Origin of the sequence: Niallia sp. 01092, from assembly GCF_052318935.1 — a bacterium.
In the GTDB taxonomy this organism is placed as follows: Bacteria; Bacillota; Bacilli; order Bacillales; family Cytobacillaceae; genus Niallia.
This window is the reverse complement of sequence record NZ_JBQRKO010000018.1, coordinates 20,984-39,155: the sequence shown is the minus strand read 5'-3', so window position 1 is coordinate 39,155 and position 18,172 is coordinate 20,984. Positions and strand designations below refer to the sequence as shown.

General features: G+C 33.8%; 17 protein-coding genes and 1 pseudogene. 3 read left to right on the top strand and 15 right to left on the bottom strand.

From position 1 onward, the window contains the following. Positions 1–14: 14 nt before the first annotated feature. The 11 genes from ACTXGU_RS16340 to ACTXGU_RS16290 form a co-directional block, all read right to left on the bottom strand. Positions 15–1,280 (bottom strand): lipopolysaccharide biosynthesis protein, encoded by a 1,266-nt coding sequence (locus tag ACTXGU_RS16340; RefSeq protein ID WP_443482598.1) that lies wholly within the window; start codon positions 1,278–1,280, stop codon positions 15–17. A gap of 55 nt (positions 1,281–1,335) precedes the next feature. Further along, positions 1,336–2,673 (bottom strand): O-antigen ligase family protein, encoded by a 1,338-nt coding sequence (locus tag ACTXGU_RS16335; RefSeq protein WP_443482597.1) that lies wholly within the window; start codon positions 2,671–2,673, stop codon positions 1,336–1,338. Positions 2,674–2,736: 63 nt separating this feature from the next. Next, on the bottom strand, positions 2,737–4,125 hold the full coding sequence (locus ACTXGU_RS16330) for a sugar phosphate nucleotidyltransferase (RefSeq protein WP_443482596.1): 1,389 nt from the start codon (positions 4,123–4,125) through the stop codon (positions 2,737–2,739). A gap of 69 nt (positions 4,126–4,194) precedes the next feature. Continuing rightward, positions 4,195–5,475, bottom strand: coding sequence for a glycosyltransferase family 4 protein (locus ACTXGU_RS16325; protein ID WP_443482595.1), 1,281 nt, complete (start codon positions 5,473–5,475; stop codon positions 4,195–4,197). 4 nt (positions 5,476–5,479) lie between these two features. Continuing rightward, positions 5,480–6,586 carry a glycosyltransferase gene (locus tag ACTXGU_RS16320; protein ID WP_443482594.1) on the bottom strand — a complete coding sequence of 369 codons (1,107 nt, stop codon included), beginning with the start codon at positions 6,584–6,586 and terminating at the stop codon, positions 5,480–5,482. A 107-nt stretch (positions 6,587–6,693) separates the two neighbouring features. Further along, positions 6,694–7,671 carry a GDP-mannose 4,6-dehydratase gene (gene gmd / locus ACTXGU_RS16315; RefSeq protein WP_443482593.1) on the bottom strand — a complete coding sequence of 326 codons (978 nt, stop codon included), beginning with the start codon at positions 7,669–7,671 and terminating at the stop codon, positions 6,694–6,696. An 18-nt stretch (positions 7,672–7,689) separates the two neighbouring features. Then, positions 7,690–8,631, bottom strand: coding sequence for a GDP-L-fucose synthase (fcl, locus tag ACTXGU_RS16310; RefSeq protein WP_443482663.1), 942 nt, complete (start codon positions 8,629–8,631; stop codon positions 7,690–7,692). Positions 8,632–8,652: 21 nt separating this feature from the next. Beyond that, positions 8,653–9,321, bottom strand: a complete 669-nt coding sequence (locus tag ACTXGU_RS16305; RefSeq protein ID WP_443482592.1) for a sugar transferase — start codon at positions 9,319–9,321, stop codon at positions 8,653–8,655. A gap of 8 nt (positions 9,322–9,329) precedes the next feature. Next, positions 9,330–10,226 carry a UTP--glucose-1-phosphate uridylyltransferase GalU gene (galU, locus tag ACTXGU_RS16300; RefSeq protein WP_443482591.1) on the bottom strand — a complete coding sequence of 299 codons (897 nt, stop codon included), beginning with the start codon at positions 10,224–10,226 and terminating at the stop codon, positions 9,330–9,332. A 274-nt stretch (positions 10,227–10,500) separates the two neighbouring features. Further along, positions 10,501–11,214: a CpsD/CapB family tyrosine-protein kinase gene (locus ACTXGU_RS16295; RefSeq protein WP_443482590.1), complete on the bottom strand. Its 714-nt coding sequence runs from the start codon at positions 11,212–11,214 to the stop codon at positions 10,501–10,503. Next, entirely contained in the window at positions 11,195–11,983 is a 789-nt protein-coding gene (locus ACTXGU_RS16290) for a YveK family protein (protein ID WP_443482589.1), read from the bottom strand. The genes ACTXGU_RS16295 and ACTXGU_RS16290 overlap by 20 nt, the downstream gene beginning before the upstream one ends. A 533-nt stretch (positions 11,984–12,516) precedes the next feature. Between ACTXGU_RS16290 and ACTXGU_RS16285 the strand changes: the two genes are divergently transcribed. Continuing rightward, entirely contained in the window at positions 12,517–13,542 is a 1,026-nt protein-coding gene (locus ACTXGU_RS16285; RefSeq protein WP_443482588.1) for a glycoside hydrolase family 55 protein, read from the top strand. Between the two features lie 71 nt (positions 13,543–13,613). On the opposite strand, the gene ACTXGU_RS16280 is transcribed toward ACTXGU_RS16285, so the two are convergent. From ACTXGU_RS16280 to ACTXGU_RS16270, 3 genes and pseudogenes are all read right to left on the bottom strand, one after another. Next, positions 13,614–14,441: an ABC transporter permease subunit gene (locus tag ACTXGU_RS16280; RefSeq protein ID WP_443482587.1), complete on the bottom strand. Its 828-nt coding sequence runs from the start codon at positions 14,439–14,441 to the stop codon at positions 13,614–13,616. Further along, the gene (locus ACTXGU_RS16275; RefSeq protein WP_443482586.1) at positions 14,434–15,333 is read right to left on the bottom strand and encodes an ABC transporter ATP-binding protein; all 900 of its coding nucleotides are present in this window, start codon (positions 15,331–15,333) and stop codon (positions 14,434–14,436) included. Before ACTXGU_RS16275 ends, ACTXGU_RS16280 begins: the two co-directional genes overlap by 8 nt. A 127-nt stretch (positions 15,334–15,460) precedes the next feature. After that, positions 15,461–15,808 (bottom strand): annotated as a pseudogene (locus tag ACTXGU_RS16270) (LCP family glycopolymer transferase); the annotation flags it as partial. Positions 15,809–16,068: 260 nt separating this feature from the next. On the opposite strand from ACTXGU_RS16270, the gene ACTXGU_RS16265 reads away from it, so the two are divergent. Together ACTXGU_RS16265 and ACTXGU_RS16260 are read left to right on the top strand one after the other, a co-directional pair. Next, positions 16,069–16,479, top strand: a complete 411-nt coding sequence (locus ACTXGU_RS16265; protein ID WP_443482585.1) for a MerR family transcriptional regulator — start codon at positions 16,069–16,071, stop codon at positions 16,477–16,479. Next, entirely contained in the window at positions 16,476–17,387 is a 912-nt protein-coding gene (locus ACTXGU_RS16260) for a DMT family transporter (protein ID WP_443482584.1), read from the top strand. The genes ACTXGU_RS16265 and ACTXGU_RS16260 overlap by 4 nt, the downstream gene beginning before the upstream one ends. A gap of 148 nt (positions 17,388–17,535) precedes the next feature. On the opposite strand, the gene ACTXGU_RS16255 is transcribed toward ACTXGU_RS16260, so the two are convergent. Further along, positions 17,536–17,919, bottom strand: a complete 384-nt coding sequence (locus tag ACTXGU_RS16255; protein WP_443482583.1) for a DUF4064 domain-containing protein — start codon at positions 17,917–17,919, stop codon at positions 17,536–17,538. Positions 17,920–18,172: the final 253 nt, after the last annotated feature.

Here is an 18,172-nt window from a genome sequence, read left to right as displayed (position 1 = left end):
CCTCTTCCCTTCTTCTACAAAGAGGCAACTCCTGACAATTCCATACTTCTCTTCGTTCGCCAATAACAAGATATCAAATAGATTGATAATATAAATGTTGCTAAGACAACACCCATGACTGATCCAATTACATGAAAGTATTTTGACATTAGCAATCCAAAACAAACCGTAATCGCAGCATTCACCAAATTCCCAATAAAAACTGGCTTTGTATTCTCCATTGCTACAAGTCCTACTAATGCTGGTTTATTTATTCCTTGCAGCAATTGATAAAATCCAAAAAATATTGTTAAGTACGAAAAGCTGGCATACTTTTCACCAAAGATAATGCCATATAGGAAGTAACTAGTAATTGTTGCTATAAAAGTAATCCCTATTAAGGGTAAACTTGCTTTTATATAGATGCTCTTCACAAGGGAATCTATTCCTTTTACGCCTTTATTAAAGTATTCTTTTGAAGCAATCGGTGTATACATATTTTCAAAGAATACTAGAAGGATTGTTATTAAACCAAGCAGGTTCATCGCTGTACGAAATGCCCCCAATTGTAAGTCGGAAATAAAATAAGATAGAAAAATCATATATCCCTGGGTAGAGATCCAATAAAATACCGTACCAATGATGGGCCACTTCGATATTTTCCAATGAGTACTTAACACATTTCTTTGAAACGATTGTCGGCTTAATATATCTTGAGATTTATTATTTTTATTTTTTTTCTTTCCATTTAATAAAATACTTGAGATGCAAGCAAGAGAATAACAGATACAAAGAATGATAAAACTATTAATAAGAGATACTTTATTAAACAAAAAGTAACTATTAAAACAAAAGCCTATAACCAAAATAATACTTCCGATAAATATATTTTTTGTTTTTTGTTGTGTATAGCATATTTTTCTTATGATTTCATACAATCCCCAAACAGTAGAGAATAGCATGCTAAAAAAATAAGTTTCCCAATTAATATTTCTTACTAAAAGATCAAACAGCAATAAGAAAACACTGTTAGTAATGAAAGCTATCATTAGATAATTTTTTATTAGCAATTGAATATATTTTCTTGCTTGTTTTTTATATTTGTTTTCTAAGTATATTTGGATAGGCATTGCACAAAAATTAGTAGCTATCAAGAATGCTAATGTAACGGTTGAAAGAATAATGACAAATAAGGCAAAATCACTGCTGTTCATTTGCCTGCTATATAATACGATAATTAAAAAATTCAAAAGGGATACCATCCCTTGTTCTAAGACACCAAATAGATGTTTTTTCATCATTAACCCTACCCAAACATTTATTTTTTTCCTGCAGTTTCAATGAATCGTTATACTTTTAGTCCCTATCTAAGGATATCTGTTCTTTATCTCCATAATGGAGCAATATTCCTTTTGAACTCAAAGTTTGCTTCTTTCTCATCCAGTTCCTGCTATTAAGACATAGAATTAAATACATTGGGATAAATGCAAAGGAATCAAATTGGATTAAGGTCCATATTAACAAGATGGAAATAAATAGTTTATAACGATTATTCCTCATTGAAATCAATATAATCATCATTATCAGGATAACTAACATTCCCATCATTCCCATTTCTGACAGCAATCTTGTATACATATTGTATTGTGCAATTACTTCGCTATGATTAAGTGCATCAACCAGTTCTGGATATTTTTTATAGTTAGGATTAACATTAGCCAGATTTCCTTTATAGTACTGTACATAATTTCCAATCCCAACACCAATTAATTGATGATCAAGAAATGCGTTATATCCAATGTCAGAATATGTATTTCTGATTTGGAAGGATGGATCAGAAGCTATTTGTTCTGGGTTCTCCATTACTTTCATAAACCTCTGAACATGGTAGCTGTCTTTTGAGCTCCCAGTAAAATTTAGTACTAAGAATAAGATCCCTATTAAGGCAGGAGCAATGAAAAATATTTTAAAAATATTTTTTACTTGAAGAAAAATAATGAAATAAACGAGTAAAGCAAAAGTTAAATCCATATAATATCGAACGGATAATGTTAAAATGGAAAGAATAAAAAAGAGCATTACGACAATTTTTATATATCTATTTACAGATCTAAACTTTTTCAGTATAAACAGGGCAGGAATCATAATCAAATTGGTATGAATGGACGTAAAGGAAGGTTCAGAAAATGTAAAGTGCACTCTTCCAGTATTAATATAATCCGTTCTTTGTACAAATATAGAAGTGATGTTTTCTATAAAGCCTAAAGGAGCTATATAAATATATACAACTTGCAACAAACCGATGAAAACAGGAATGGTATAACCGTATAACAACATTTCAAGAGCCTTTATACGCACTTCCAAATCATTTTTCATCATAAAATGTTTAATTGCTAAGTAAATAATGATTCCAGCTAGAAAAGAAGATACAGCGTCAATTAAACCGACCGAACTGTAACCATTAAATTTAATTATTGTGGCGCTAATAACAAAGCTTAGCATAATAAGAAAGAAAATAAACAATTCGATTCTTTTCCAATTTAAGCGGATCATTTCAGGTAATTTTATACCAAAATACAAAACTAAAAACAGTAGACTGACTGGTTTATATGCCGTTCCAAACATTAATGGGAAATTATCTAGTGATATAAAAAAGAAGGCTAAATATATTAAATAATTAGGTTTCATCATCATTAATGTCCTTTTTATCATTTTTTGTTTCTGATAGTAGCAAGGGAACTTCCTCCCTTGCTACTATCAGATAATAACTTTCGCTTTGGATTTATGGAAGTGATTGATTACATCTTCCCACTCGTAATAAATTCGCTTAAAGTCTGAATCGCTTATCCCAACCCCTGTTTGCACTTCAACAAACTCCAGCTCTGATATTGCTTTTATCCCATGTTTCTTCTCTTTAGGCAAATGAATGATATCCCCTGTTTTTACTCTCGTAATATGATCATCAAGTGCCAATTCTCCTTCCCCACGAACAATTGTCCATACTTCATCTCGCAATTGATGATAGTGATAGGTAGAATTTTTGCCAGCATGTATACAGATGCGTTTCGTAACCATTTCTTGGCCGCCTTCATATTTCGCATAATCAAGCACTCTTGACCATCCCCATAATCGTTCTTCATACATTGGCGGACCAGCAAAGTCACTTATTAATTCCTTTATTTTTGGACTAGCCTCTTTATCAGCAACTAAAATACCGTCTGGACTTGCAGCAACGACAATATCCTTCACTCCTATTACCGTTACTGGAATATCTAATTCGTTCACAAGATGCGTGTTAATCGAATCTTTCGTTAATATTCCCTTTCCTATATGCGCAGTTGTCATTTCTTCTGTTAAAGTATTCCATGTACCCAGATCTTTCCAATATCCATCATAAGGAAGAGCGACAATATTTGCTGCTTTTTCAACCACTTCATAATCAAAGCTAATTTTGGGCAGCAGCGCATATTGCTGGAGAAGCTTTTCATACTGTAATGGCAGCCCTTTTGAAACCATGATATCTATTAAAAATTTTAGTTTAAAAGCAAACACGCCACAGTTCCAAAGTGCATGATTATCTATTAAAGTTTGCGCTTTTTCTTCGCTTGGCTTTTCTGTAAAATGATTAACTGTATAATACCCCTGTTTCTCCTCTAATTCATGAGGTACGATATAGCCATATTTAGAGGATGGATAGGTCGGTTGAACACCTATTAATGCTAACTCCGCTTCCGATTCATGCAACACTTCTTCTAATTGCTTCACCTTATGAAAAAACATATCATCAACATAAGGATCAACTGGCAAAACAACCATTACTTCCTCTTCCGACACATTTGCTTCCGATAATAAATACGCAGCTGCAAGTACTATCGCAGGGAAAGTGTCTCTTCGCTCCGGTTCTATTATTACTGGAACTTCTTGACCTACCTGACTATAAATCATGTCCCGCTGTAATTTAGAAGTCGCTATTACGGAAGACTCTGCTAAGCCAGTAGCTTCTAACTGCCCCCATACGCGCTGTACCATCGATTGCTTTTCTCCCTCTTCACTTTCCAATACTTTCAGAAATTGCTTTGAGCGAGTGTCATTAGATAAAGGCCAAAGTCTTTTTCCAGATCCTCCTGATAATAAAACCAGCTTCATTTGCTTTCCTCCTAAAAAAAACAGACCTGATGAATATCTAATGAGGTCTGTTTTATCCTATTTATAAGCTTATAATTTTGCATTTGAGTGAAAATTTTCTACACTGATAGTCGTTTCATCAGATACTTGTTTTAGTAGATTTCTATATTTCTCAATAGAAAGTTCTCTTTTTAAATGCTGCTCCAAATAAACCCTTCCATTTATGCCTAGGTTTTTTCTTTCAGCTGAATCTAATTCATACATTTTCTTTATAGCCTCTGTTATCCCTTGATAATCTTGCGGCTCTACCACTATCCCGGAGTTGCTTTCATCAATTATTCTTTGTGCTTCACTACCTTGTTCTAGTACACCTATTATCGGTTTTCCAGCAGCTAAAACACCATAAATCTTACTTGGAACAGACACACCTTTTATTCCTTTTTGATTTACGACAAAATGAACATCAGCAGCATTTAGCGAGTACTTTATAAACTCTTTGGGCTGAAAAGGGATAAATGCTGTATTTTCCAACCTATTTTCTTTAATAAATTGCTGCATCTGTTTTTTCACTGCACCTTCTCCAATAAAAACAAAGACAAGATCCTTGTATTCCTTAAACTCCTTGGTTATTTTTATGATGTTTTCTAAATCATAATAAAGACCAATGTTACCTGAATACATCACGATAAATTTATTCTCGAGATTATATTGCTGGAGAAAATTCTTTACCTGATCATTGGATTTTTCTAACGGGATAATTTCCTTTTCATCCGTCCAATTATTAATAATCGTATGTTCTGGAATAGATTTATTAGAGAATCTATTTTTTAATGTTTCACTCATATCATTTCCGACGACGACAATGTGATCGGAAAACTTACAATTTAGCTTATCGATTGTTTTAGCGGCCTTAAAAATTAGCTCATTTTTCGTAAAACTTACCGCTGCAGCTTGTTCTGGGTTAAAATCTTGAATATTATACACATGCTTCGTTCTTTTAATAAATTTTCCAATCGTTCCAATTAATCCTCCTAACACTGGCGGTGTGGAAATCGTATAAATAATATCCACATTTTTTTCTCTAATTAGAGCTAAATTTGCATAAAAAAAGTAGGTAAAAATGTATTTTATCCTACTGATTTTTGACATCTTATTTACTTTTGGCAAACGAATCCAATTAATTTCTATATTTTCTAAATAACCTTTTTCCAATCTTTTCTTTTTCCCAATTTCACCTGCATTTTTCGGTTGGGCTGCTATTACCGATATTTGAAAATCTTGTTGCAGCTCTTTACAAAGTTCTGTCATTAATTGCGCAGTTGAATCGAAATCTGGGTAAAAATAGTTTATGACAAATGTTATTTTTTTCATCTTATCACCATGTATTTTGAATTATTTTTATATAGTCATAGTAGCTTGCAGAATCATTTATATGGATGGGGAATGTTGTATCTTCTCTATTTTCTTTTTTGGCATCGTATTCGAAAACAAATTGTTCGATTGTTTGCATAATGGACCCTATACTATAAGGATCAAAGTAATAAGCATTGTTCTTACATATTTCTCTGGCATACTCTCTATCTGCTACTATACGATTTAAACCACTTTCTTCTGCTTCTAATAATGGCAGTCCCAACGTTTCTACGATGGACGGGAAAATAAGAGCATCCATTTTTTTATATAGGGTATACATGGATTCAAATGGTATTTTTCCTAAATAATTTATATCCGTATCATCTTGGCCATCGAGTGTTAAATAGAGAACAACTTGATTGTGTTCATTCTTTTCATTGTATCTTTTCACTGCGGAAATAAGACGGTTATTATTTTTATATTTTTCCAAGTTAGTAGGATAGAGTAGTTTTATTTTATTCTTATTAGCGACGTTTGTTATTTTCGCTTCTATGGATGGGGTTAGTGGATTACAATATTCTCGAAAATTTCCACTAGATGGTCTATGGATGGTAATATGATTTTTAAATCCCAATTTTCTAATCGAATCTTTCATCCACTTTGTTTGGACAATAATTTCATTTGTATGTTCAATTTGTCTAGCGATGACATTTCTCAGTAAAATTTTATATTTTATAAAATTCTTTTTCTCCAAATCTGCCAAGCTAATCTTTACAAACGGCAGCGGGGTATGAATAAGGACAAATTGCTTCCAAGGCCCCTTCTTAATGGCGGTATTTTGCAATGATAAATACGCTCGGTAATTCTTCTCTTTCATTAATGCTGGGAGAAAACGATATTCATATGATAATTTAGCTAAAAAACTGACCTTTGGTTTCACATCATAAATCACTTCAATGTGTTTCGAATTATATTTTAATAATTCCTTATTAGATACTAATGTAGTTATAAAAATATTTTCTGATTCTAGTTGCTTTTCATGTTCAACTAAGTCTTTCAGAAAGCTTTTTGTAAGGGATAATGGACCTCTAGCATCATTTGCTGTCGCATTTACTAATATTTTTTTCATATTTTTATATTATTTCCCCTTCAATCATTTGATTAGTAGTATCTTTTTAAGGTGAATTAGGAAATAATAAAGAAGCTTGGCGTTGCTTTATGCCAAGCTTCTGTTTTTTATATTTCCACTAATTTATTTCTAGAGTATTTCTCTATGTCTGAATCTACCATCATATGAACAAGTTCGGTAAAGCTTACATCTAATTCCCAGCCTAACTTTTTCTTTGCTTTGGAGCAATCGCCCAATAACAAATCTACTTCTGCTGGACGGACAAATTTTTCATCAATGACTACATAATCTCTCCAATCTAGTCCCACATAAGAAAATGCTGTTTCTACTAGCTCTTCAACCGTATGCATTTCCCCTGTTGAAATAACGAAGTCATCTGGTTGATCCTGCTGCAGCATTAGCCACATTGCTTTTACATAATCTCCTGCAAATCCCCAGTCTCGTTTAGCATCTAGATTTCCCATACGCAATTCTGTTGCCAAGCCCAACTTGATTCTGGCAACTGCATCTGTCACTTTGCGTGTCACAAACTCAATGCCGCGACGCGGAGATTCATGATTAAATAAAATTCCCGAGCATGCAAACATATTAAAGCTTTCACGGTAATTGACTGTAATCCAATGTCCATATACCTTTGCAACTCCATATGGACTTCTTGGATAAAATGGAGTTGTTTCTTTTTGCGGAGTTTCTTGTACTTTTCCAAACATTTCAGAGCTGGACGCTTGATAAAAACGGGCATCTGGTTTGGCAATGCGAACAGCTTCCAGCATATTAGTTACACCAATTGCAGTCATATTTCCTGTTGCAACTGGCTGTGACCAGGATGTTGCGACAAAAGATTGTGCAGCTAAATTATACACTTCATCCGGCTGCGCTATGCGAACAGCTTCTATTAACGAAACGATGTCATTTAAATCTCCATCCATCCATTCTAATTGATCCTTAACATGTTCGGCATTTTCATAATTCGGCGTACTTGTTCTTCTGCGCAATGCATAAACTTTATATCCTTTTTCTAATAGAAACTCTGCTAAATAAGATCCATCTTGACCTGTTACCCCAGTTATCAATGCTCTCTTCATTTTATTCCTCCTGCATTTTTAGTTTATTTTTGTAAGTTCTTTATGTAAAAACCAGTTATATGCCTTTTGTATTCCATCTTCCAACGGTACTTTTGCTTTCCATCCAATAGCATTTATTTTGGTGACATCAACCAATTTCCTTGGCGTTCCATCTGGCTTAGAAGAATCAAACTTAATTTCTCCTTTAAAGCCAACTACTTGGCTGATTAATTCTGCAAGATCTTTAATAGGAAGATCTTCTCCTACACCGACATTGATTATTTCATCTTCCTCATAATGATTCATTAAAAAAATACAAGCATCTGCCAAATCATCAGAATAAAGGAATTCACGTTTTGGAGTTCCTGTTCCCCAAACTTCCACAAATTCTGCATTTAATTGTTTCGCTTCATGAAATTTTCTTATTAGAGCTGGCAATACATGTGACGTTTTTAAATCAAAATTATCATTTTCTCCATACATATTTGTTGGCATGGCTGAAATAAATCTTGTCCCATATTGTTTATTATAAGACTCGCACATTTTGATTCCAGCAATCTTTGCTATTGCATACGGTTCATTCGTTTCTTCCAATGGACCTGTTAACAAATACTCTTCTTTTAAAGGCTGTGGCGCTAATTTCGGGTAGATGCACGTACTTCCAAGAAAAAGGAGCTTTTCTACACCATATCGATAGGAAGCATCAATGACATTTGTTTGAATCATGATATTCTCTCGGATAAAATCAGCTCGATATTCATTGTTTGCGACAATCCCACCAACTTTTGCAGCTGCTAGAAAAACATACTCAATTTTTTCTTTTAAAAAGAAATCATTTACTTGAACCGCATCTCTTAAATCTAGTTCCTTACTAGTTTTGTACACTAGATTTGTGTACCCCTCTTTTTGTAATTTTCTAAAAATTGCTGATCCCACCAATCCTTTATGACCAGCAACATAGATTTTTGCATCCTTTTTCATCATTGCTTACATGCCTCCTTCCTAAAATGCATTTTTTGATCCAAACAGGACAATCACTGTTTTAACAATTATTTTTACGTCAAATACAATATTTCGTTTTTGCATGTATTCTAAATCCAATTCCACCATTTCATGAAAACCTACGCTATTTCTTCCACTAACTTGCCATAACCCTGTACACCCCGGTGTTACAAGCAGCCGCTGTTTATCATATTCCGTATATTCCTGCACTTCTCTAGGTAAAGGCGGACGCGGACCTACTATACTCATATCCCCTTTTAGCACATTCCATAATTGAGGGAGTTCATCAATGCTTGTCTTTCTAATAAATTTCCCTATCTTTGTGATCCGTGGATCATCTTTCATTTTAAACATTGCGCCACTTATTTCATTTTTATCTAATAGACCTTTTAAAAGTTCTTCTGCGTTATGAACCATGGAACGGAATTTATACATATTAAATTCCTTGCCGTTTTTTCCAATCCTAGTTTGTTTAAAGAAAATTCTTCCTTTTGGGTCCTCCACTTTGATTAGAACGGAGACGATAATAAAAATAATGCCTAATAGCATGATGCCAATAAGAGCACAGCATATATCTAGTATTCTTTTTTGGTACAAATATCCTCTTTTTTCATTGACATGAGTTTTTAGATTTATATACAATATTTCCTCTTTACTTAAATTGGACATGTAAGCACCTACCTATTATTCGCATGTTCAACTAGATTTAAGGACAATAATTCCTGCAAATAAAGAAGCATTTCTTCTTTTAAATCTTTATTCTGCAACGCAAACTCTACAGTCGTTTTAACAAAACCAAGCTTCTCGCCAACATCATACCGTTTGCCTTGAAAATCATATGCAAACACTCTTTGTATTTTGTTTAATTGTTGAATGGCATCTGTTAGTTGTATTTCTCCACCTGCACCTTTTTGTTGTTTTTCCAAAAACCTAAAAATCTCCGGAGTTAATATATATCGGCCCATAATCGCTAAATTGGATGGAGCGGTTCCAAGCTTTGGTTTTTCTACATAATTAGATACTTGATAAAGTCTTCCTTCAGCAGATGCTGGATCTACAATGCCGTATCGATCCGTTTCATTTTCTTCTACTTTTTGCACCCCAATAACAGAGGAGAGTGTTTCTTCATATTGTGTAATTAACTGTTTTAAACACGGTGTTTCACTTTGAACAATATCATCCCCTAAAAGGACGGCAAACGGTTCATCACCTATGAAGCTTTTTGCACACCAAACTGCATGCCCTAATCCTTTCGGCTCTTTCTGGCGAATATAATGAATATCCGCTAAACTAGTTGCATATTGAACTTTCTCAAGCAAATCATATTTCTCTTTTTCCATTAAATTATGTTCTAGTTCATGGGCGGAATCAAAATGGTCTTCAATTGCTCTTTTCCCTTTACCTGTAACAATAATAATATCTTCAATTCCAGAGGCAATTGCTTCTTCCACAATGTATTGAATGGTAGGTTTATCTACAATCGGCAACATTTCTTTAGGCATTGCTTTTGTTGCAGGCAAAAACCTTGTCCCTAAACCAGCAGCTGGAATAATTGCCTTTTTCACACTCTTCAATCTACATCCCCCTTAATGCTGAACTTATTAATATCAATATTCGGGCATTGAACCCGTCCTCACACCATCCCATTGACGACTAGTGTCTAAGGATTTTTTATCCCACAGCATGGCCGAGTGCCTCAAATGATAAAGGGTTAGATGACATTCCCATTCCTATGCACTTTTATCTTGAGTAAAATTTCAGTACATCTTATCTATGCGTTATTAACAACAAATACATTCTTAATTAAGAACGATAATTTAAAAAAATTCTCATTTTTCAGCGGTTTTATTAAATATAATAATTTCTATGTTTATTAGTACTCTTCGTATCTTTGCTGTTGTTTAAAATAACCCCAAATAACTTTGTAGTAGACACTGATAAAAGTTCCTTTGCGTGCGTTAAATGTTCCACTTCACTTTTACCGCTTCTTGCTACTAAAATCGTTCCATCACATTGATTGGACAATATTTGTGCATCTGCAACTGCTAGTATAGGAGGTGTATCTATTAAGATTAAATCAAACTGTTCTAAAGCATCTTTTAATAGATTTTTTAATTCAGATGATCCTAATAATTCAGAAGGGTTTTGCGGAATTGGTCCACTTGGCAAGATAAATAAATTATTATATTCGTTATCCTTCTTTATTGCATTTGCTAAAGTGCACTGATTAAGTAGAACGCTTGACAAACCAACATTATTATTTATATCAAAACAATAATGAATATTTGGTTTTCTTAAATCACCATCAATCAGCAGAACCTTTTTCCCTTTTTGTACAAATACAGCAGCTAAATTAGAAACTGTTGTAGTTTTTCCTTCATTAGGTTCTGCGGATGTTATCATGAGGATTCTAGCATCCTCCTTCATCCAATATTCTAAGCTCGTCCTAATTTTCCGATAATGTTCAGAGACCATCGATTTTGGTTCATACTTTGCGATTAATTTATTTTGGAAATTTTGCAACTTCTTTTTACTTATTTTTTTAAGAACCAAGAGTCTCACCTCTATATTCTGTTTTCATTTTATTTTCTTTTATGATTCTTTTTCTCGATTTTATTGGAGGCACTACACCAAGTATAGGAATTTGCAACGCTGTTTCTAGATCCTTCTTCGTTTTAACGGTACTATCAAAATAATCGAGTATCAGCGACAACCCTATGCCTATGATTAACCCTACTATTAAAGCTATCATGATATTTTGAATAGGCTGTGATCCGATAGGTATTTGGTTTGAAAAATATTTCGCTTCTGCTATTATTTCCACATTGTCTATGTCCATAATATCTTTATTTTCTTTTTTAAATACTTTTGCTACCTGGTTGGCAATAATTGCTGCATTTTCTGCATTAGTATCTGTCACAGTTATTACCATTACTTGAGATCCTTCTTCATTCTCAATTTCTAGCATTCCTTTTAATTCATCTGCTGATTTTTTTAAGTTCAGTTCACTTATCACTTTGTCCAATATTTTTGGACTCTCAATAATAACTTTGTAAGTTTTGATTAATTGAAGATTGGTTATTAGCTGATCAGAAGTATATTGATTATCTTCTTCATTTACCTTTTCTTTTGCAGATTTCTTTTTATTCGCAGGTTTCTTCTCGTTAGAAGTATTGATTAGAAGTTGAGTAGAAGCTTTATATGTCGGTGTGACAAAATATTTTGATACAAAACCAGTTATTGTTGCCATAATCAACATCAAACTGATAATTAATAACGCCCTTTTTTTTAATGTGTAAAAAAATTCTTTTATCGTAATTGTTTCGTCCATACTATCCCCCTATTTCAATTACTTGATAAATAGTTTTAAATATCACTACCATTTCGTTCTCAATAACGTACATTTATATTAGCATCTTTTCCTTTCATTTGGAAATAGTTTTTTCTTATTTTTTTTATTTTTTTGTGTTCGTTAAGTTATTCATGGCTAAAGTTTTGATTATCCTTCTATTCTAGTGCAACTTCTCTTTTTTATATAGTAGATTTTCTATTTTTTATTAATTTATAAATGGTATCGCTTTCAAAAAATATTCTAAATAATGAACACTTTTTTTGTTCTCAACTTTTTAATTGATTCTTTATAAAGAACATATTATACTATTAAAAAAGATTATTTCCTTTAAAAACCATTTCTATTGTCTTGTTCTAGTGAATCCCATTGATTGAATAAACACAATAAATCAATCAATCTAAGCAATAAAAAATAAGAGAGTAGTTAAGGAGGTTATTTTCATTAGAACTAAAGCTACTGTGATTGTCCTTTTATTTATTGTTGTTGTTGCACTCGGTTTTTGGGTATGGAGTATGCAAAATAAACAACATAGTATATCAACTAATAATTTAGCGCAAGAAGTTAATTTTAATGGAGCAGTATTTAAAGTAGAAGATTTCGGAGCAAAAGGTGATGGAACGACGGATGATAGTGAGGCTATTAATGACACTATTCATGCTGCTAGTAAAGCAGGGGGTGGCACCATCTTTTTTAAGAAAGGCACCTATTTAGTAACATCCACTATTTTCGTTCCTAAGAATATTTCTATTATAGGTGATGGTAAAACAACGACCACCTTAAAAAGAACCGATGATGCAGTTGAAAGCATCCTAAAGCTTGAAGGGGATCAAACCATACAAAGTATTGGTTTGAAAAGTAAGCTTGGTACATTATTAGCTGGTGACAATATCACCATTCTAGATTGTAAGTTTACTAACTCTATTCAAGGTATCCAAAACTCTTTTACGGTTCATAATTTATCCGTTATCAATAGCTTATTTGATGGTTCAGGGTACGGGATATTATCTAATCAAAATCCTAGTTACAATGTAAAAATTATTAATTGCCTCTTTAAAAACAATACATCTGATGATATAGAAATTAATGCTGAAAGCGAAAACTGGCTAATTGAAAACTGTATTTTCAAAGACAACAAGAGTAAATCCGAAAATGCCGGATTTGCAATTGGTGTAGCTATTAAAGCGAAGAACATTACGATAAAAAATTGCTCTTTCAATAATATAGCTGGCCAAAGTGTACATGTTGAAGCTTCTGCTGAAGTAACGATTATGAATTCAACCTTTAAAAACAGCGGTGTCCACGATTACCCTGGTGATCCGGAAGCAGATATAGCCGTATTATCTAATGCAAAAGTAACCGTGTTAAACTCCATCTTTTATGAATCGGATATGAAATACAGTAAATTAGCTATCTATAATACAGATTTACCCGTTGGAGGAACAGTTACTGTTACATCCTCAAAGTTTTATAATAAAAAGGTAAGCGATCAAGTAAAAGTGATTGATAGTGAATTTATAGGAGATAAGAATAATAAATGATCGTTCAATAGCTACATCGTAAAAAACCATTGGAAAATAACTTTTCTAATGGTTTTTTAATGCTTTGATATCTAATGTATCTGCTTCTCAAACAACACATGCCGATCATTATTTTTGGCAATTTTCTTTATCAGTAGTAGATTGATAATAAGTAGTGCTATAGAAAGAAGGAGCATCATCTTCGTTCCGATGAGAAACAATCCGGAAACCTGCCCAATGACCATAGCTATAACTGGAAGGACGATGATTCCACCAATATTTTGTGCTTCTTGATATGTTTGTACGCGTGCGGAAATAAGAATATTAAGCAAGATTGTAAGCAGCAAAATCATCGGTGAAAGACAGGTGATTAGGATGACCCAATTGCCTGTTGGAAAAATAATCTGATGAAATAAAGGGTAGCTTAAGATATTAATGCTAATGCCTGTCATAATAAAGCTGACAATAGAAATAAAATAAGATGGCAGAAAGGATGCTAGGATTTTGGCGACAAATAACTCCTTTATCGTAATCGGTGCAAACAATAAACTTTCCAACGTACGACGTTCTTTTTCCCCGACAAAGCTGTTTGCTGCTGTGACAGAGGCAGTTACAATCGGCACAAGCAAAAAGAAGGAAGCGAATAAATAATTCACAAAAATATAAATCATTTGTTGTTTAAATGTATCGAGTGCGAGCGAGACATTAGGCACTTCAGCAAGGAATTTCGTCAATAGCTTTTTAACATCTGGTCCCAGCGTACTTTCAACAGCAAAAAAACGGATGCTTGCTATGATGGCAGTCGGTATGACAAAACCTAAAACGATAGGAATAATGATAAGAACCATTAGCAAGCTTTTGCTTCTAATAATCGTTCGGATATCTTTTGTGATTAGCGCTTTGATCACGTTATTATTCATGCAAGCCACTCCTTACTTGAAAGTAAATCGACTCTAGATCTGTATTCATCACTTCTACTGCTTCCACCCAATAGCTTTTCAACAGCTCCTGCAAAAGAGAAGTAATTTGTTTTTTTGATTGCAACGTAAAGATTACTGTATTTTTTCCTTGCTGTTCACATCGATAGCCAGCAAAAGAACCATTTTCTACTATTAAATTTGTAGCAACTTTCACCTTCATCTCTTTCACATATTTGTCCGCAAGTTCTTCTAGTGTTCCTTTTTCTATAATGGCTCCTTTTTCTAAAAAAGCAAAAGAACTGCAAATCGATTCTAATTGATGAAGCACATGGGAACAAATAAAGATGGTCGTTCCCATTTGTTCCTGATATTTCTTTAAATAGGAAAGCACCATTTTAATCCCCTCAGGGTCAAGCCCATTTGTCGGTTCATCTAAAAATAATAGATCCGGCTGATGTAAAAGCGCTTTCGCCAACGCCAACCTTTTCTTCATGCCTGTACTGTATGTTCCTACTCGTTGGTGCTGATGCTGATTTAATTCAAATAATTTAAGGAGTACTTCTATCCGACTCTTGTCTTGAACGCCATAAATCGCTGCAAAAAATGCCAAGTTCTCATAACCGCTCATTTCATGATAAAGACCGGCACTTTCTGTTACGATGCCAACCCGTTTTCTTACGCTATCACTGTTGACCGCAAGATTTAATCCATCGATATAAATCTCACCGCTATCTGGTTTTATCACGCCATTAATTAAACGAATCAGCGTCGTTTTCCCCGCTCCATTCGGTCCCAGCAAACCAAGAATTTCCCCTTTTCCCACTGACAAATCGATATCCTTTAATATTGCTTGATCATCAAAAGATTTTGATACTTTTTTTACTGTAATCAATTGCGTCTCTCCCCTTTCGTTTACTCGTCTGTTAGACAATTTCTATCCAGTATTTGCTATAAACAAACGGAAAAAGGGAGACAAAGACATGCAGTCATCCCCCTATTTCCGTTTTATCATTTCCATCTTAATTCATCAAGCTATCCGCAATTATTTTTTGGACGTTCTCCTTTTCTTCTTCGGACACTACTAAAAGGGCTTTTCCATCTATTCTTGCATCTTCTGCTTTTATTTCATACTGCTGAATACTATTGCGTGTATTTCGATAATTTTTTTCGATGCTTCCCATTTCTTTTAATGAAATATTCGTTTTCACATTTTTACCTAAAGTACCTAGTATATCGTCAAATTTCGTCACAGAGGATAGGCTCATTCCTTTATCAATAATGGCAGTGATTACTTTTCTTTGTCGTTCATTTCTTCCAAAATCACCATGTGGATCTAATTTTCTCATACGGGTATACCCAAGGGCTTGAGGACCATTAAGCTAAATGGCTGGAAATAGTCATGATTATTTTTTTCTTCATTAGAATCTCACTTTCTACCTATCTATTTCTTCCAAAATACCATATTTTTATTTCAAATTCATACTTTTATATCCATATTTTACATTAATACTATTTTCATCAATAGATCGGTTGGAAGCTGCCAACCGAATGTCATATATTCTTCTTGACTTAGAGCTGACTCTAAGTTGTAAACTAAATGCAAGTTTACAGAAAAGGAATGGTATGTATGTTTTCAATTAGTGAAGCGGCTGAGAAGTCTGGAATTTCTTCTTATACGTTAAGATATTATAAAAAGATTGGCATTTTGCCTTCGCCGAAACGAAGGGAAGGAAATATTCGTTATTATACAGAGAAGGATATTGCCTTTATGGTGTTTCTTAAAAGTTTAAAAGAAACAGGGATGTTATTAGAAGAGATTCGTGAGATGGTGAATGATGGCTGCATTGTCGAAAAGATAGAACAAAATATAGAAGCATCTCAACTTAAACCATCGATTCATAAACGAATCGAGATTTTATTGAAGCATCTAGAGAAGATGGAAAAGAAGAAGAAAGAGCTAGATGGTGTAATCTCTACGACAAAAGAAAAAATAGATTACTATTATTCTATTTCCTTTGAGGATGTGAAAAAGAAATGAAGTATCTCAACCTATATCTTCCATTAGTTGGTTTTGCTGTTTTTACAGGGGCTACATTTCATCTTGCCAAATATACAGTTGATTATTTCTCTCCTGCCTCTGCTGCAGCATGGCGTTTCGGCATTGCAGCTATCGTGATGGGAATAGTATTAATTTTTAAAGAAGGCATGAAAAAAGTCGATCTACAAAAAAATAGTATTCCTTATCTTCTTCTGGGCATAATCGGCATTTTTGGATTTAACACGTTGTTTTTCGTTGGCTTAAAATATACCTCTCCCGTTAACGGAGCATTAATTATGGGATTGAATCCTTTATTAACAAGCCTTTTTGCGAGAGTAATCTTAAAAGAATCGATAACGAAAAGACAAATGGCAGGGATTATTTTGGCTTTTATTGGTGTGCTATTTGTGCTTACGCAAGGTTCTTTTGACACAATTAGAAACTTATCCTTTTCTATTGGAGACATTATTATAATGGGAGGAAATATTTGTTGGGCTTTATATGGGGTGTTAGGACGACGCTTCATAAAGGGGGCTACATCTTTGGCTTCTACCACTTATTCCATGATTTTTGGTGCGGTTTGCTTAATGATTTTTTCTTTATTTACACCAAATCCTGTTCCCCTGACAGACATTCCATTTCAAGCATGGGGCAGCATTATATTTATGGCTATTTTTACAAGTGTATTAGGATACCTTTGGTGGAATAAAGGGATAAAAACCATTGGAGCTAATAAAACTTCGTTATTTTTCAACCTTGTTCCAGTGGTGGCGATGATTATTTCTTTTGCAGCTGGTTCCCCAGTTGCTTTCTCGCAAATTATTGGTGCTGTTTTTGTTATTTTCGGTGTTCTAATTGCTTCGGGGATGATTGCTGTTCCAAACAGGGACAGCATTGCTTTTAAATAAAAAACATGTTCTCTTGTCTCAAAAAATGTCTTTTACTGTTTGAGACAAGGGCTATTTTTAACAAAATGAAGACGGCATGGCAAAGGTCCAACCTATGCCATAGAAGCCGCTTGAAAATTTTTTTAGGACTAGACCCCCCTTCATCAGATTATTTTTTACTCATCAATTGTTCTTCCCCATCTTTGTATACAGGTTTTCGTACTATACACATAATTCCAACAATAAAGAATAGCACCGACTGTATTAGTGTTGCACCTATAGTAAGAAGGAGCATTAGAATAGCAGTTGCAAGTAATATAATTCCTGATTTCTTTGGACTCTTCTTTAGTATAATCATTGCAATGATTCCTAAAACAAACCCCAGTATATGTATTCCCAATACAACCCAGGCATACCATAATTCAATGGATTGTGGCAGCTGTTCTGAAAATTGACTTCCTATAAGAAAGGCTATTGAAACTCCAAGAACAATCACCAGTAATTGAAGAACCAATGCGATAATCCCTAAAACCATTTCAGTTGTTCGTTTCAATTTAATACCTCCTAAAAAATATACCCAATGCTCTATACGTTCTTAATGAGTGCTAAGTTTCATTAATTTGGAAAGGTTGTTTTTTACGTAAAAAAATGGGAGAAGAAGTACTCAGCAGACTGAATACACGTAGACTCCTGTGGGAATGCGAGAAAGACGAGATCCACAGGAGCGTATGCGACGAGGAGGCTCGACGCTCGCCCACGGAAAGCGAAGTGTATTCAGGCTGCGAGTTAAAAGCAACAATCTATAA

Excerpts from the sequence above, each read along its gene's own strand:
- ACTXGU_RS16340 (WP_443482598.1), bottom strand. The coding sequence starts at position 1,280 with ATGATGAAAAAACATCTATTTGGTGTCTTAGAACAAGGGATGGTATCC.
- ACTXGU_RS16335 (WP_443482597.1), bottom strand. The coding sequence starts at position 2,673 with ATGATGATGAAACCTAATTATTTAATATATTTAGCCTTCTTTTTTATA.
- ACTXGU_RS16330 (WP_443482596.1), bottom strand. The coding sequence starts at position 4,125 with ATGAAGCTGGTTTTATTATCAGGAGGATCTGGAAAAAGACTTTGGCCT.
- ACTXGU_RS16325 (WP_443482595.1), bottom strand. The coding sequence starts at position 5,475 with ATGAAAAAAATAACATTTGTCATAAACTATTTTTACCCAGATTTCGAT.
- ACTXGU_RS16320 (WP_443482594.1), bottom strand. The coding sequence starts at position 6,586 with ATGAAAAAAATATTAGTAAATGCGACAGCAAATGATGCTAGAGGTCCA.
- gmd (WP_443482593.1), bottom strand. The coding sequence starts at position 7,671 with ATGAAGAGAGCATTGATAACTGGGGTAACAGGTCAAGATGGATCTTAT.
- fcl (WP_443482663.1), bottom strand. The coding sequence starts at position 8,631 with ATGAAAAAGGATGCAAAAATCTATGTTGCTGGTCATAAAGGATTGGTG.
- ACTXGU_RS16305 (WP_443482592.1), bottom strand. The coding sequence starts at position 9,321 with ATGTCCAATTTAAGTAAAGAGGAAATATTGTATATAAATCTAAAAACT.
- ACTXGU_RS16290 (WP_443482589.1), bottom strand. The coding sequence starts at position 11,983 with ATGGACGAAACAATTACGATAAAAGAATTTTTTTACACATTAAAAAAA.
- ACTXGU_RS16285 (WP_443482588.1), top strand. The coding sequence starts at position 12,517 with ATGCAAAATAAACAACATAGTATATCAACTAATAATTTAGCGCAAGAA.
- ACTXGU_RS16280 (WP_443482587.1), bottom strand. The coding sequence starts at position 14,441 with ATGAATAATAACGTGATCAAAGCGCTAATCACAAAAGATATCCGAACG.
- ACTXGU_RS16265 (WP_443482585.1), top strand. The coding sequence starts at position 16,069 with ATGTTTTCAATTAGTGAAGCGGCTGAGAAGTCTGGAATTTCTTCTTAT.
- ACTXGU_RS16260 (WP_443482584.1), top strand. The coding sequence starts at position 16,476 with ATGAAGTATCTCAACCTATATCTTCCATTAGTTGGTTTTGCTGTTTTT.